Here is a 14831-nt window from a genome sequence, read left to right on the forward strand (position 1 = left end):
CGTCACGCCCCCTCGGGAAGGAAGACGACCGCCCCGAGCGGGGGCAGGGTGAGCGAAAGCGAGCACGGCCGGCCGTGTGCCGGAACCCGCTCCGCCTCCACCCCGCCGAGATTCCCGACGCCGCTCCCACCGTACTCGATCGCATCGCTGTTGAGCACCTCCTTCCAGAGCCCGCCGAACGGGACGCCGACCCGGTAGCCATAGCGCGGCACCGGCGTGAAGTTGCAGACGACCAGGGCGACGTCGTCGGCCGACCGCCCCCGTCGCAGGTAGCTGACGACGCTCTTCTCGATGTCCGAGAAGTCGACCCACTCGAACCCCGCCGGATCGGCGTCCCGCTCGTGGAGGGCGGGCTCCCGCCGGTAGAGGCGGTTCAGGTCAGTGACCCACCGGAGGATCCCCTGGTGCGGCGCGTACTCCAGAAGGTGCCACTCAAGCCCGGTCTCGTGGCCCCACTCCGACCACTGCCCGAACTCCCCGCCCATGAAGAGGAGTTTCTTGCCCGGGTGCGTGAACATATACCCATACAGGAGACGGAGATTTGCCCGTTTCCGCCACTCGTCGCCGGGCATCTTCCCGATCAGCGAACTTTTTTCGTGAACGACCTCGTCGTGCGAGAGAGGGAGGACGTAGCGCTCGGAGAACGCATACCATATGCTGAACGTCAGGAGATCGGGGCGGTACTTCCGAAAGACCGGATCGAGCGTGAAGTAGTCCAGGGTATCGTGCATCCAGCCCATGTTCCACTTCAGGTCGAACCCGAGCCCCCCGGTCGCGGTCGGGGCGGTCACCCCCGGCCAGGCGGTTGCCTCCTCGGCGATGACAAGAACGTCCGGGAAGTTCGCGTGGATGGTGTCGTTCACCTTCCGCAGAAACGTCATCGCCTCGAGGTTCTCCCGCCCGCCGTAGACGTTCGGCGTCCACTCCCCGGCGCTCCGGGCGTAGTCGAGGTAGAGCATCGAGGAGACCGCATCGACCCGGAGACCATCCGCGTGGTAGCGTTCGAGCCAGAAGACGGCGCTGCTGATGAGAACCGACCTGACCTCGTTCCTCGCGAGATTGAAGACGTAACTCTTCCATTCCGGATGGTAGCGCCGGCCGGGGAGGGCGTGCTCGTAGAGGTAGGTGCCGTCGAAGTAGGAGAGGCCGTAGCCGTCGGAGGGGAAATGGGACGGCACCCAGTCGAGGATCACCCCGATCCCGCGCAGGTGAAGGTGCTCGACGAGGTGCATGAACTCCTGCGGGGTGCCGTACCTGCTCGTGGGGGCGAAGTAGCCGAGCGTCTGGTAGCCCCAGGAGGCGTAGAGCGGGTGCTCCATAACCGGGAGGAACTCGACGTGCGTGAACCCCGCCTCGAGCAGGTAGTCGGCAAGTTCGGTTGCAACCTTCTGGTAATTCGTGCATCGCCCCTCCTGCATCCGCCACGAACCGAGATGAACCTCATAGACGGATACCGGGGCGTCCGGGGTGTTCACCTCTTCCCGGCAGCGCATCCACGCCCGGTCACGCCAGGCGTAGGAGAGATCCCAGACGACGGACGCGGTCTTCGGCGGAACCTCCCAGAAGCGGGCGAACGGATCCCCCTTCTCCACGCGGTAATCGCGGTACCTGCTCCGGATGTGATACTTGTAGAGCGTCCCGTGGCCGAGTTCCGGGACAAACCCCTCCCAGATGCCGGAACCGTCGCTCCGCGCTGTCAGCGGGTCTTTGCCCGCCTTCCACCCGTTGAAGTCCCCGATGACCGAGACCTCCGCGGCGTTCGGCGCCCAGACGGAGAAGAACGTCCCCTGCACGCCGTCGGCGACGGCGAGATGCGCCCCCAGCTTCTCGTAGAGGCGTGAGTGGTTCCCCTGCCGGAAGAGGTAGACGTCATAGTCGGTGATGAGGCTCCCGGTCTTCGTGATCTCGGGCAACGCCTGCTGCACGCTCTCACCCGTCCCGGAGGTCTTCATCGCGGCCCGCCCGGGGGATGTCCCGGTAGACGCCGAGCACCCGTTCCGTGACGACGCTCCACCTGAACTTATCCATCACCTTCCTCTGGCCGGCTTTCCCGAGCCTCTGCATGTAGGCCGGGTCGTCGATGAGGTGGCAGACCCCCCAGGCGATCGAGTCCGGCCGGACGGGCACCTTGATCCCGTTCCTGAAGTTATCGATGTTCTCGGCGAGCCCCCCGACCTCCGTCGCGACGACGCAACGCTCCGCGCTCCAGGCCTCCGTGAGGACGAGCCCGAACGGCTCGTTCCTGCTCGGGATGGCGACGAGATCGCAGGCGTTCAGGAGCCGGACATGATCCGTATCGGAGACGTAGCCGAGGAACTGCACGGGAAGACCGTTCGCCATCCCCTCCAGGTAGCCGCGCATATCGCCGGTGCCGGCGAAGAGGAACTGCACGTCCCAGCGTTTGGCGAGGATCTCGGGTATGGCCTGCATCAGGAGGTCGGGGCCCTTCTGGTAGGTGAGACGGCCGACGAAGAGGACGACGGGCGCGAGCGGGTGGATGCCGTAGTGTTTCTTCACCTCGCCCGGGTCGACCGGGGTGCGGTAGGCGTCGGGATCGATCCCGTTCGGGATGACGGCGATCTTCCACTCGGGGATGTTGTAGAGCCACATCACCTCGGTCTTCGTCGAGTTGGAGACGGTCGTGACCGACTTCGCGATGTAGCCCCCGTACCACTCCTTGCCCGATATCTCCTGGAACTCCCACCAGCCGCCGAAGTTCCCCCCGTGCCGGCCGTACTCGGTTGAATGGAAGGAGAGGACGGTGTTGCGGTCGCGGAGAACGTGCAGCGCCTCCACGACGTGCCAGTCGTGGAAGTGGAGGATGTCGAACGGCGGCGTGTCGTGAGCGCGGAACGCGTCCACGAGCATGTTGCTCATCGTCCTGCAGTACTCGATGACGTTGCCGCCGTACGGCAGGCAGTAGTGGTAGTGGACTCCGTTGACCGTCGCATCATTCCCTTCCCCCCGCGTGAAGAAGTGAACCTCGTGTCCTTTCAGGGCGAGGCGCTCGGCAAGGTGGGTCGCCGCCGGGGCAAGGCCGCCCACCTTGAAGGTGGAATGGAGCGACTCCCAGCAGAAGAAGGCTATTTTAAACGATTCCATAGTCTCTCAATCCTCTTTCGGATCGCCGACCGGAGTTCGGCACGGTCGGCGACGCCCGAGACCTTCTTCGCCAGGTTTTCGTCGCCGATGACGAGGTCGATCCAGCGGGTGAAGTCTTCGCGCTCCACGTGGTAGCGGATAACGTCGTCGGGAGCAAATTCGAGCATGTTCAGGAGTTCCTGCAGGCTGTGGGCGGCGTAGCCGGCCGGCCGTTCGTGCGACGAGAAGTAGAACGCCTTCTCCGGCGGGACGCACCGGAGCGAGAGGACGGCTTTGCGCGACCGTGCGCTGGCTGCCGACCGTTCCTCGAAGTCGGAGAGCACCCGCATGAAGGAGGCGAAGTGGTCGTGGGCCGCCTGGTGGCTGACGGCGTGGAGCGGCTTTCCGCACGAGGCCGAGCGCATGGCCATCCTTCGGATATGATCGGTATCGAGAAGAGATCGCCAGATGTTCCTGTCCGCGACGAGGTCGCGGGCCTCCTCGAGCGCCTGGTGAGCGGACTGCTGCAGGATGGTCATCTGCAGGTTCTTCGGTTCGGCTCTCTCCCCGATCTCCCCGTGCGCCGGGAATGTTGCGGCCACCGAGGGATGCACGCTCTCTATCCCCTCCCCGGTGAGGGCGGACGGGAGCGCCCGCAGGAACTCGAGGATGCCCGTCTCGGCCCCGATGGCATCCCCAAAGACGCGGTAGTCGAGGAAGAGCGTGACGCAGTCGCCCGGGGATACGGAGAGCCACTCCGCGTACCGGTCGGCCATGAGCGGCCATTTGTCCCATCCGCGCCAGGGAAACCGCACGGCGATATCGTCGGCGAGATCGCAGTGGGTGACGATGACGGGAAGATCGCGGTAGGTGTATGTGTAGTTCGGGTCTCTCTCAAGAGCGGGGCCCTCGCTCCCCTCGATGATCGCCGCCCGGATTCCGGCATCCTTGAGCACCTTCACGGTGGCGGGGGTGATGGGGTAGTCGGTATGAGCGAACGCGGTCGGCGCCACGGAGAAGAGTTCCTTCATCAGGTCGCGATGCATAAGGAGTTCGGCCTCGAACTCCGTGAGATCGGCGAACTGTCCGGCGACGCTGTGATGGTAGGTCTGGGCGAGGAGTTCGACGTTTAGATGGGTGGCCGCATGGGAGAGGAGGTCGAGCATCTCCGGGTACCACTCCTCAAGGTGCTCCACGACCGTCCCGGAGATGCTGAGGGCGCAGGCAAACCCGCCGTCCAGGAGGTCGAGGAGGATCTCCGTTGCCGGCCGAAAGGAACGGTCGATGACGTCTCCCAGGTCTTCCTTTATATTCGGACTAAAGTACCTGTCTTTCGCGTCTCTCGTTCTCTTTACCGTATCTGGCCGAAATCCGGGATTGAGGTAACAGGGATAGTGGATATCGAATCCCAGACAGACCTTTGGTGAATTTGAGCCCTCGCCTGTCATCGGGGGTAGATGTCCGTTTCCGTATATAAATGTCGTCAGTTCCGGGGCCACATCGATCCTCTCCGTCTCTCCAGGCTCTGATGCAACGGCGGCGTGCGGATGTTGCTCCGGCAGGAGATCGAGAGAGCCTCATCCCGTTATCTTCCGGATAACTCAAATGCAGGGACGATCCATCGCATAGTGAGGAACATCGTGAGCGGCGACGGATTTCTCGTGAGGACGATGGACCGGCGGGAGGTCGGGACCGCCGTCGACTGGGCGGGGCAGGAGGGGTGGAACCCGGGGGTTCACGACGCGGAGGCATTCTACGCCGCCGATCCCGGAGGGTTCTTCGTCGCAGAACTCGACGGGGAGCCGATAGGCTCGGTCTCGGTCGTCAACTACGGCGAGACGTTCGCCTTTGCCGGGCTGTACATCCTGAAGCCCGGGTACCGGAACCGGGGCTACGGGAGCAGGCTGTTTGCCGCAGGCATGGCCCATGCAGGTGACCGGAACGTCGGGGGCGACGGCGTCGTCGAGATGCAGGAGAAGTACCGCACGCGGTCCGGGTTCAGGTTTGCATACCGTAACATCAGGTTCGAGGGCACCGGCGGCGGCAGCGAACCCGAAGGCCCGGCCGATCTCGCGGAGGTGCCGTTCGAGCGGCTCAGCGCGTACGATGCCCGGCACTTCCCGGCGCCGCGCCCCGCGTTCCTGTCATCCTGGATCCGGCAGGAGGGGACGTCGGGCCGTGCCGTTCTCGCGGACGACGGCGGTATCAGGGGATACGGCGTCATCCGGAGGTGCCGGAGCGGCTACAAAATCGGGCCGCTCTTTGCGGAGACGCCGGAAATTGCGGAGGAGATCTTCCTTGCTCTCTCCGCGCAGGCACCGGGCGAGCCGGTCTACCTGGATACGCCGGAGCCGAACGCCGCCGCCGTGGCGCTCGCCCGCCGGCACGGGATGTCGCCCGTCTTCGAGACGGGGCGGATCTACACGAAGACGATCCCCGATCTCCCTATCCGTGAGATCTTCGGCGTGACGTCGTTCGAGCTCGGGTGACCGGGCCAAAAGATTCTAAAGCGCCCCCTCCCGATCACTCTTCAGGGAGTGTGGCTGCATGGACTACCTGGAGGAGTTTCCCGTTCTCGTCATCGACGACGAACTGCACTCGGATACCGCAGAAGGACGGGCATCGCGGGAGATCGTGAAAGAACTGAAAGACGAGGATTTTATCGTTATCGAAGCCCTGACCGCACGTGGCGGGCTTCACGCATTCCTCTCGCACCCTCACGCGAGCTGTATCGTCATCGACTGGGAACTCTCCCCCGAGACCACGAACGGCACGCTCACCGTTGCGGATCTCATCACCCTCATCCGGGAGAGGAACCCGAAGATCCCGATATTCTTAAACACCGAGAAACTGGCGATCTCCGCCATCCCTCTCTCTGTCATATCCCGGATCGACGGCTACATCTGGAAACTCGAGGATACCCCCGGCTTCATTGCCGGCCACATCAAACGGGCGGCAACGAACTACCTCGCCGACGTCCTTCCGCCGTTCTTCCGGGGGCTGATGGACTACGTCGAGGAGTACCGCTACTCCTGGCACACGCCGGGGCACATGGGCGGCGTCGCGTTCCTCAAGAACGCCGCAGGCCGGATCTTCTACAACTTCTTCGGGGAGAACGCTCTTCGGGCCGACCTCTCGGCCTCGGTGCAGGAACTCGGCTCGCTCCTGGATCATTCCGGCGTCGTCGGGGAGGCGGAGCGGAAGGCCGCGGAGGTCTTCGGGGCCGACCGGACCTACTTCGTCACCGGCGGCACGTCGGCCGCGAACAGGATCGTCTGGCTTGGGACCGTCACTCCCGGCGACGTCGTCCTGGTCGACCGGAACTGTCATGCGTCCGTGATGCACGCGATCGTCATGACCGGCGCCGTCCCGATCTACCTCATCCCGGCCCGGAACGAGTACGGGATCATCGGCCCCGTCCGGAGCAGCGAGTTCCGTCCCGAGGTCGTCGCTGAGAAGGTCAGGAACTGCCCTCTCATCGACGATCCCGCTTCGCAGACGGTCAGGATGGCCGTGGTCACGAACTCTACCTACGACGGGATCTGCTATAGCGCGGAGAGGATCGAGGAGCAGTTGCGCGACACCGTCCCCTACATCCACTTCGACGAGGCGTGGTCGGGCTACGCCCGGTTCCACCCCCTCTACGCCGGGAGGTTCGGGATGCACCGGGCGGGAGCGGCCGGGCCGACGATCTTTGCCACCCAGTCGACCCATAAGGTCCTCGCCGCCTTCTCGCAGGGCTCGATGCTCCACGTCAGGCAGGGCACAGGATCGGTCGACCACCCGCGGTTCAACGAGGCGTTCATGATGCTCACCTCGACCTCCCCCCAGTACACTATCATCGCGTCGCTCGACGTCGCCACCAAGATGATGGCAGGACACTCGGGGAGGTTCCTCGTCGAAGAGGCGATCGAGGAGGCGATCGTCTTTAGAAAGAAGATGGTGACGGTGGCCGAAGAGATCCGGGCCGCGAACCGGACCGGGAAGGACTACTGGTGGTTCACCGTCTGGCAGCCCGACTGTATCATGGACGAAGAGACGGAGAGACCGCTTGGTGAGGCGGACGAGGCGCTCCTCCGGAGCCATGCCGGCTGTTGGCTTCTGGAGCCCCACGATGCCTGGCACGGCTTCGACGGCATCGAGGAGGGTTACGCCATGCTCGACCCGATCAAGGTGACGATCCTCACCCCGGGGATTGGCCCGGGCGGGAGGATGGAAGAGAGAGGGATCCCGGCGGCCATCGTCACGAAGTACCTCCGGGAGAACGGGATCGTCGTCGAGAAGACCGGGTACTACTCGTTCTTGATTCTCTTCACGCTCGGGATCACCAAGGGCAAGTCCGGGACGCTGCTCGCGGAACTCTTCCGGTTCAAGGCACTCTACGACGGCAACAACCCGCTCGAGGAGGTCTTCCCCGATCTCGTGCGCCGCTATCCGGCCCGGTACGCCGGGCGGGGCCTTGCCGACCTCTGCCGGGAGATGCACGGCTATCTGCGTGATGAGGCGATCGCCGGCACGCTCAGGAACGTCTACGCGACGCTGCCGGAACCGGCGATGACGCCGGCGGAGGCCTACCGCCGCCTGGTGCGCGGCGAGGTGACGCCAGTGCCCGCGAGCGAACTCGCGGGGAGGACGGTTGCGGTGATGGTCGTCCCCTACCCCCCCGGCATCCCGGTCATCATGCCGGGGGAGCGGTGCACCCCGGCCACGCGGGCGATCGTCGACTACCTCACGGCGTTGCAGGAGTTCGATTCCCGCTTCCCGGGGTTCGAGAACGAGGTGCACGGGGTGGACGTCGTAGCGGAGGACGGGCAGAGGGTCTATTACATCTACTGTGTTGCGGAGTGATGGGGCCGGATGCTGGAGAGTTAGCAACGTAGCCTCACGCGAAGGCACGAAGGCGCGAAGTCCGGGATGTTGACAGTTCCCTTCGCGTTCTTCGCGGCTTCGCACCTGCGGTGCTCAAACTCCAGGCGTTCAGCCCATCGCTCTTCGCGTGGGTTAATGGTGCTCTCAAAAGAGTGTCTACAGGGCGGGGTACGCCCTGATTTGATCTCCGGCCGGTGGATCGGGACACCTGACGCCGGAGCCGTAGAAAGGCCTTACTCTCCCTTCAGCATCGCGTCGATCGCCGCGGCCGCCTTCTTCGCCGAGCCCATCGCCTCGATCACCGTCGCCGCGCCGGTGGCGATATCCCCGCCGGCGTAGACGTGGGGGATGGACGTCCGGCCGTTCTTGTCGACGGCGACGTTGCCCCTCCGGCCGCGCTCGAGCCCCGGGATCAGGGAGACGAGGAGCGGGTTCGGGCTCGTGCCGATCGCCTGGACGACCATGTCCACGTCGAGGGTGAACTCGCTCCCCTCGATCGGTTCAGGCGACCGGCGGCCGCTCGCGTCCATGCCGCAGAGCGACATCTTCACGCACTCGATCCCCGTGACGCACTGCTCGCCGAGGATCCGGGTCGGGTTCGTGCAGGTGAAGAACTCGATCTCTTCCTCCTTCGCGTGCAGGACCTCGGCCCTACGCGCCGGCATCTCTGCCTCTCCCCGCCGGTAGATCAACGAGACCTTCGCCCCCAGGCGGCGAGCCACCCTCGCCGCGTCCATCGCGACGTTGCCGCCGCCGATCACCGCGACGCGGGCGGCGTGCAGGACAGGCGTGTCGGACTCGGGGAACGCATCGGCGTGCATCAGGTTCACCCTCGTCAGGAACTCGTTTGCTGAGTAGACCCCGTTTAAGTTCTCTCCCGGGATGCACATGAACGCAGGAAGCCCAGCCCCGGTTCCGAGGAAGACCGCGTCGTAGCCGAGGAGTTCGTCCGTGCTGACGCTCCTCCCCACGAGGTGGTTCTTCTTCAGGCGGGCACCGAGGGCGAGCACCTGGTCGATCTCCGCTCTGACGACGTCCTTCGGGAGCCGGAATGCGGGGATACCGTAGGTCAGGACGCCGCCGGCCTCGTGGAGCGATTCATAGATCGTGACGGTGTGGCCGGCGCGGGCGAGTTCGGCCGCGGCCGTCAGCCCGGCGGGGCCGGAGCCCACGACCGCCACGCGCTTCCCGGTCGGCTTTGCCGTCTCGGGGAGTTCGGCGCCGCTCTCCCGCTCCCGGTCGGCCACGAACCGCTCGAGCGCGCCGATCCGGATCGGGGTATCCTTGTTGCCGAGGATGCAGACCCCCTCGCACTGGGTCTCCTGCGGGCAGACCCTCCCGCAGATGGCGGGGAGCATGTTCTGCTCCTTGAGCGCCCGTGCGGCCGCGGGGAAGTTCCCTTCCGCGACGTGCCCGATGAACGCGGGGATGTCGATGCAGACGGGGCAGCCCTTCACGCAGAGCGGCTTCTTGCACTGCAGGCAGCGCTCCGCCTCGGCGATCGCCTCGTCGGCGGAGAGGCCGCCATCGACCTCCTTGAAGTCCTTGATCCGGACGTCGGCCGGCCGGTCACTCATGGTGGTGGCCTCCTTCGCCGCACCGGCACCGGTGCTCCGCAAACCGCTCGAGCGAGGCCTTCTCCTGCCCGGTGTAGATTCGCTGCCGCTGCATCAACTCATTGAAGTCGACCTGGTGCGCGTCGAACTCGGGGCCGTCGACGCAGGCAAACTTCGTCTCTCCCCCGACGGTCACCCGGCAGGAGCCGCACATCCCTGTCCCGTCGACCATGATCGGGTTGAGGCTCACGTAGGTCTTCACGCCGTAGGGAACCGTCGCGCCGGCGGTGACCTTCATCATGATGGCGGGGCCGATAATCCAGACCCGGTCGATCTTCCTCTCCGCGAGCAGTTTCTTCAGGACGTCGGCCGCAAACCCGTGAACGCCCTTGCTCCCGTCGTCGGTCGTTATGTGGAGTTCGTCGCAGATCTCGCGCATCTCGTCCTCGAGGATGAGGAGATCGGCGCTCCTCGCCCCGATGATCCCGATGACGTGGTTGCCGGCACTTTTCAGTTCCTTCGCGATGAGGGGGGTGCTTGCGATCCCGACACCGCCGCCGATGACGCAGCAGGTGCCGTAGTTGCCGATCTCGCTCGGTTTTCCGAGCGGCCCCACGACGTCGCTGATGCTGTCGCCCGCGCCGAGGGTCGCAAGCTCCTCGGTCGTCTTGCCGACGGTCATAAAGATCACCCGGACGGTGTCCCCCCTGATCGCGGAGATGGTGAGCGGTATCCGCTCACCCGCCTCGTGCAGGCGGAGGATGATAAACTGACCCGCCCGTGCGTGCTGCGCCACCTGCGGCGCACGTATCCAGTATTCGTAAACCCGGTCGGCGAGCTTTGTCGCCGCATCTATCTTATACAACTGATTCACTCCTGATGATGTTGGTCGATCTTGGCGTCAAGATACACCTGAACATTTCGTACATATTGTAACTTCAGCCTCTTTACTGCAGCTCTTTCGTCTTGAACCATACCCCGTGACCGGCCTGAGCGAAGATGGATACGGAGTAAAAAACGCGAATGGTTATCCGTTGATCCATCACAGAAGATGGGTATGCGGAACCAGGTAATCTGGGGGATTGCCCTGACCGCCATCGGCGCGGCGATCGCAATCATCGCGGTCCTGGGGCTCCCGTTCCTCCTCATCTACAGCATCCCGCTCATCGTGATCGGCCTCGCGCTGATCGTATGGCGGGGGCGCGAGGAGACCATCGAAGCGATCAAGGAGTGAACGAAGCATGATACTGACGACGACTGCAGAGGTGCCGGGCTACGCTGTGGGAGAGATCCTCGGCGTGGTCTTCGGCAACACCGTACGGACGAAGAATATAGGGAAGGATATCACTGCGGGCTTAAAAAGCCTCGTCGGCGGCGAGCTCCAGGAATACACCGATATGCTCTCCGACGCCCGGACGGAGTCATACAACCGGATGGTCAATTCCGCGCGCGATCTCGGGGCCGACGCGGTGGTGAACATCCGGTTCACGACGTCGCAGACGATGACGACGGCGGCGGAACTCCTCGCCTACGGGACGGCGGTGAAACTCGTTCCGAGGAAGTAAGGGTGGTTGACAGCAGGGGTTCCTGCTTTTCTTTTTAGCTGGGATTTACAGCACGAACTTGCGGCCGTGCGTACGCCCCTGCAAGAAGGGGAGAAGCACGAAGCGCGGATGGGATGGGGGCTACAGCCAGGGGTTTACATGGTAGAGACAGGGGGGGGGGGGGGGGGAACCCCCTCCCCGTCGGCCCCACCCCCAGTGGCGATACCCCCACGGTCCACTGCATGGGAGATGCTGAAGAAGAGCCGTATACGGATTTCCATCGGCTATCGTCACGCACTGCCCCCGCCCCTCGGGGCGGGGGAGGAGGCCGAAGGCCGGGCGGGGTGGGGGCACAGGTATAGCCTTCTGGGGTAGAGACAGGGGAGGGGGGATGCTCCCCCTCCCCACCTGACGGTGGTCGAGCTCCGTTCCTCCGGAACGTCGCACCTCGCACCTAACGGTGCTCGAGCTCGCTGCGCTCGCACTCCCCGCGAGCCGCCACCCCCAATGGCGATATGCGACTGGCCGAAGGGCAGGAGCACGAGCACCTAAGGTGCGCAGCCACCACGGTCCACTGTACCGGGCTCTATACTCGCTAGACTGTGTTACCTGATGTCGCAGGCGCGAAAAACGACGCCCTGTAGCGATCTCAGGGTCAACCGCCACAAAACATGAGCCCAGGGGGAAGCGAACCCCCGGGCTCGCTCACTCTCCGATCTTCTTCACCTTCCGCACCCGCACCGCGACCCCGCGCTTCGACCGGAGCATCTCGTCCGCGCCCATCATCGCCCGGCCGGTGGCGATCGCGAGCGGGCCCTCGACCAGCACCTCGTCGCCCTCCCGAATCCGGGGGTCGCAGTCCGTGATCCCCGGCGCGAGGACATCGCCCTGCGGCACGAACTCGTCTATCCTGACCCGGTAACCCTCCGGGATCAGGTCCCATCCCGCAAACGTCGGGCGGAAGAGCCCGGTCCCGGGATCGATGCTGAAGAGCTGCTGCTTCCCACGCAGAACCGCCATCTGCATGCTCCTCCCCCGGATCTGGAGGCCTCTGGTGTTGATATCGGTCGCAAACTGCCAGGAAACCGTGCCGCGGATGGTGTCGGTCTGCATCCGCCGCTCGCCTTCGAGGGCGTCGTTCAAGGCCCGGAGCGAGGCGGGCGCCGTAGGGTGCCCCTGAGAGGTCACCTCGAGGTCGATCCCGCAGGCTTCCGCCGCCATCTCGGCAACCGTGAGCGCGCCGCCGTCGAGGTGGGCGATCACCCGCCGGTAGGGGTGCGCGGCGAAGTAGCGGGCGAGGATATCGGCGATGAACGCGCACTCCTCACGGTCCCAGTAACCGGTCACCGGCACGTCGTAGTGACCCGCCGGGTAGATCCGCTCGAGTTCTCTCGGGACGAGACCGAGGGGCGAGGTGACGATCAGTTCGTGCGCCCTTCGGTCCACGACATTCATGAAGAGTTTGTGGCTCCGGGAGAGCGAGTAGGGCTTCCTCGCCGAGCAGGGGAGGAGAACCGCGACGTCCGTTCTGGTCGGGACGAACCGCTCGATCACCCGGTCGGCGAACCGCCGGACTTCCGCCCGGTTCTGCGATTCAGAGGTGTTTGCCCGCATCGGCACCGCCCGCGCCACCGGGAGGGAACGCTCCATGAGTTTGTAGTTGCGGTCGAGGAACCGGAGGATGCCGACCTGTGCGGCATCCGTGCGGCACCGGACCTCCATCAGTTCCCGGAGCCTGCCCGCCTCGACGTAGTGCCGCACGAGGGCAATCTCGCGGTCGAGCGCAAGGCGGTTGTGCCACGCGAGGTCGCCCTCCCGGCAGCCCTCGCACCCGCAGACCCCGGTCTCCATCAGTGAAGCGGGGAACTCGCCTTCGGGGAGGCAGAACTTCTTCTGCGCAGACGCGAGGTCGACCCCCCGGTAGTCGAAGAGGTCGAAGCCCGAGTAGATGAGGAGGCAGGCGGTCGAGGGGAGCGCCGCAGCCGGGGCGTACCACGCAGTATCCGGCGGGATCTTCTCTTTTAAGGCAACAAGCCATCCCGCATAATTCCGGGGGTTCTTCCCTGCCGTATGCCAGTTCGCGACCATGACGCAGTCCCCGGACTCCGCCGAGGCGGCGAGCGGGTGGACGGCCACCGGCTGCCCCTCGCCGGGACAAAAGTAGTTCTCCACGAACGCCGGGTCGATGGAGAGCGGGACGTTCGAGAGAGCCCGGTCGCGGAGCGTGGGGAAGAGGACGTCCGTATCGAGGGCGGCCGGGAGGGATACGCTCGCCTCTTCGTGCTCGTAGAACCCTATCCGGGCGAGGCCGTCGCGTTTTTGCGCCTCATACCTGCTCATGGAGCACCTCCGCACCCGGAACCTCTTCGAGGACGAGGCTCGCCCACTCCTCGCCGCACCGGACGGCAAACCGGCTCTCCGGGTGCGCCTCCATCAGCGCCCGGATACCTACGCACCCCGACCTGACCATATCGTCGTCCCATTCCGGGACCTCGCTCTGGCCTACCGGGAAGGTCTCCGCGAGTTCCACCGGGTAGGGGCCGAAGGGTGGTTTGAAGTTCAGGAGGGTGTCGAACCCGGGCGCACCCTGCCCGTCGAACGAGATGAGCACCTGCTCGCCGAGGGGGATGCGGGGGATGACCTCGTGGAATCGGAGCACCTCCGTTCTCCGGCAGGTCTCCGAACCCCGGTAGAAGAACCGCCGCTTGGAGACGGGATCGTCGCGTTCGAGTTCCGCAGTGCGGGCGAGGAGTTCACGGTAGCCGTCGAGCAGGCGCGGGTGGCTCCGGCACCGCTCGTCGACCAGTTCCCAGAGCGTCCCGTCCTGGATCGCCTGCCGGATACGGGCGATCTCCGCGAGGGTGACGTGCAGGTTGTGGAGGGCGAGCAGCCGCTCCCGATCGTCGGACTTCCGGAGCTCGTCGGCGGTCATCGAGCGGCAGACCCGGCAGGCGCACGGGAGTTCTGCGAGTTCGTCGATCTTGAAACTCCCGTGCGGGGTGATGTAGCGTCCTTCCCGCGCGAAGAGGGCGTATGCGGCCGAGTCGAAGAGGTCGCAGCCCATCGCGACGGCGAGGGCGAACATCGACGGGTGGCCTGCGCCGAAGAGGTGAACGACAGTCGCCGGTGAGAGGCCGCGTTTCGCCGCGAGGACGACCTGCACGAGTTCTTTGTAGCGGTAACTCTCCATCAGCGGCACCACGGCCCCGACGGGAGCGAAGGTGAAGCCGAGGTCCCGGACGGCCCGGCCCGCCTCCTCGCGGAGGTCGGTGAAGATGCCGCCCTGCACCGGCCCGGCAAGGTTCGCGTCGGGGAAGAGGGCCTGTGCCTCCCGGATCCGCTCCATCGTGATCCCGAGTTCTCGTGCCGCCCTCTCCCTCCCCGCGTCCGGCGGGGTGGGGATGTCCAGGGGGACGACGATATCGCTTCCTATCGCCTGCTGGAACTCGAGCGTCTCCTGGTTGCTCACCTCGACCTCCCCGTAGACGGAGAGCTGGAACGAGCCCGAGTCGGTCATGATGACGCCGTCGAAGTCGAGGACGCCGTGAAGCCCTTCCGCGAGCGCCCGGTCGCGGTACTCCGTGCTCCGCCTGAAGATGTAGGCGTTCGTGATCAGCGCTTCGACGCCCATCTCCCGCATCTCGCGGGGGGTGACCAGGGGGAGGTGGGGATTGACGACGGGGAGGAGCGCGGGCGTCCGGACCGTTTTATCGTTCACCCTGAGTTTGCCGACCCTTCCCGCGATATCTTTGTGTATGACTTCAAACGTAATTGCCATTCG

General features: G+C 65.1%; 11 protein-coding genes. 4 read left to right on the forward strand and 7 right to left on the reverse strand.

Going from position 1 to position 14831, the window contains the following annotated elements; all coding sequences use genetic code 11:
* Positions 1-2: 2 nt before the first annotated feature.
* The 3 genes from glgB to MchiMG62_RS07460 are packed head-to-tail and all read right to left on the reverse strand — an operon-like array spanning position 3 to position 4529.
* On the reverse strand, positions 3-1952 hold the full coding sequence (glgB, locus tag MchiMG62_RS07450) for a 1,4-alpha-glucan branching protein GlgB (protein WP_244987620.1): 1950 nt from the start codon (positions 1950-1952) through the stop codon (positions 3-5).
* The gene (locus MchiMG62_RS07455) at positions 1930-3102 is read right to left on the reverse strand and encodes a glycosyltransferase family 4 protein (protein WP_221056420.1); all 1173 of its coding nucleotides are present in this window, start codon (positions 3100-3102) and stop codon (positions 1930-1932) included. The genes glgB and MchiMG62_RS07455 overlap by 23 nt, the downstream gene beginning before the upstream one ends.
* Complete coding sequence (locus tag MchiMG62_RS07460; protein WP_221056421.1) at positions 3084-4529, reverse strand: glycoside hydrolase family 57 protein; 1446 nt, start codon at positions 4527-4529, stop codon at positions 3084-3086. Before MchiMG62_RS07460 ends, MchiMG62_RS07455 begins: the two co-directional genes overlap by 19 nt.
* 192 nt (positions 4530-4721) lie before the next feature.
* Between MchiMG62_RS07460 and MchiMG62_RS07465 the strand changes: the two genes are divergently transcribed.
* Positions 4722-5570 (forward strand): GNAT family N-acetyltransferase, encoded by an 849-nt coding sequence (locus MchiMG62_RS07465; RefSeq protein WP_244987621.1) that lies wholly within the window; start codon positions 4722-4724, stop codon positions 5568-5570.
* 58 nt (positions 5571-5628) lie between these two features.
* Positions 5629-7929: an Orn/Lys/Arg family decarboxylase gene (locus tag MchiMG62_RS07470; RefSeq protein ID WP_221056423.1), complete on the forward strand. Its 2301-nt coding sequence runs from the start codon at positions 5629-5631 to the stop codon at positions 7927-7929.
* 254 nt (positions 7930-8183) lie between these two features.
* Here the strand turns inward: MchiMG62_RS07470 and gltA are convergent, their stop codons facing one another.
* Both gltA and MchiMG62_RS07480 read right to left on the reverse strand, forming a co-directional pair.
* A complete protein-coding gene (gltA, locus tag MchiMG62_RS07475) occupies positions 8184-9527 on the reverse strand; it encodes an NADPH-dependent glutamate synthase (protein ID WP_221056424.1) in 1344 nt (447 codons plus the stop codon).
* On the reverse strand, positions 9520-10380 hold the full coding sequence (locus MchiMG62_RS07480) for a sulfide/dihydroorotate dehydrogenase-like FAD/NAD-binding protein (RefSeq protein ID WP_221056425.1): 861 nt from the start codon (positions 10378-10380) through the stop codon (positions 9520-9522). Before MchiMG62_RS07480 ends, gltA begins: the two co-directional genes overlap by 8 nt.
* Before the next feature lie 183 nt (positions 10381-10563).
* Here MchiMG62_RS07480 and MchiMG62_RS07485 point away from each other — a divergent pair, with 183 nt between their 5' ends.
* Together MchiMG62_RS07485 and MchiMG62_RS07490 are read left to right on the forward strand one after the other, a co-directional pair.
* Positions 10564-10740 carry a hypothetical protein gene (locus MchiMG62_RS07485; RefSeq protein ID WP_178377721.1) on the forward strand — a complete coding sequence of 59 codons (177 nt, stop codon included), beginning with the start codon at positions 10564-10566 and terminating at the stop codon, positions 10738-10740.
* A gap of 7 nt (positions 10741-10747) precedes the next feature.
* A complete protein-coding gene (locus MchiMG62_RS07490) occupies positions 10748-11071 on the forward strand; it encodes a YbjQ family protein (RefSeq protein ID WP_054848611.1) in 324 nt (107 codons plus the stop codon).
* 684 nt (positions 11072-11755) lie between these two features.
* Here the strand turns inward: MchiMG62_RS07490 and arcS are convergent.
* Together arcS and tgtA are read right to left on the reverse strand one after the other, a co-directional pair.
* On the reverse strand, positions 11756-13390 hold the full coding sequence (gene arcS / locus MchiMG62_RS07495) for an archaeosine synthase subunit alpha (RefSeq protein ID WP_221056426.1): 1635 nt from the start codon (positions 13388-13390) through the stop codon (positions 11756-11758).
* Positions 13377-14828, reverse strand: a complete 1452-nt coding sequence (tgtA, locus tag MchiMG62_RS07500; protein ID WP_221056427.1) for a tRNA guanosine(15) transglycosylase TgtA — start codon at positions 14826-14828, stop codon at positions 13377-13379. The genes arcS and tgtA overlap by 14 nt, the downstream gene beginning before the upstream one ends.
* Between the last annotated feature and the right edge of the window lie 3 nt (positions 14829-14831).

It is taken from the genome of Methanoculleus chikugoensis (genome assembly GCF_019669965.1).
GTDB classification, from domain to species: Archaea; Halobacteriota; Methanomicrobia; order Methanomicrobiales; family Methanoculleaceae; genus Methanoculleus; species Methanoculleus chikugoensis.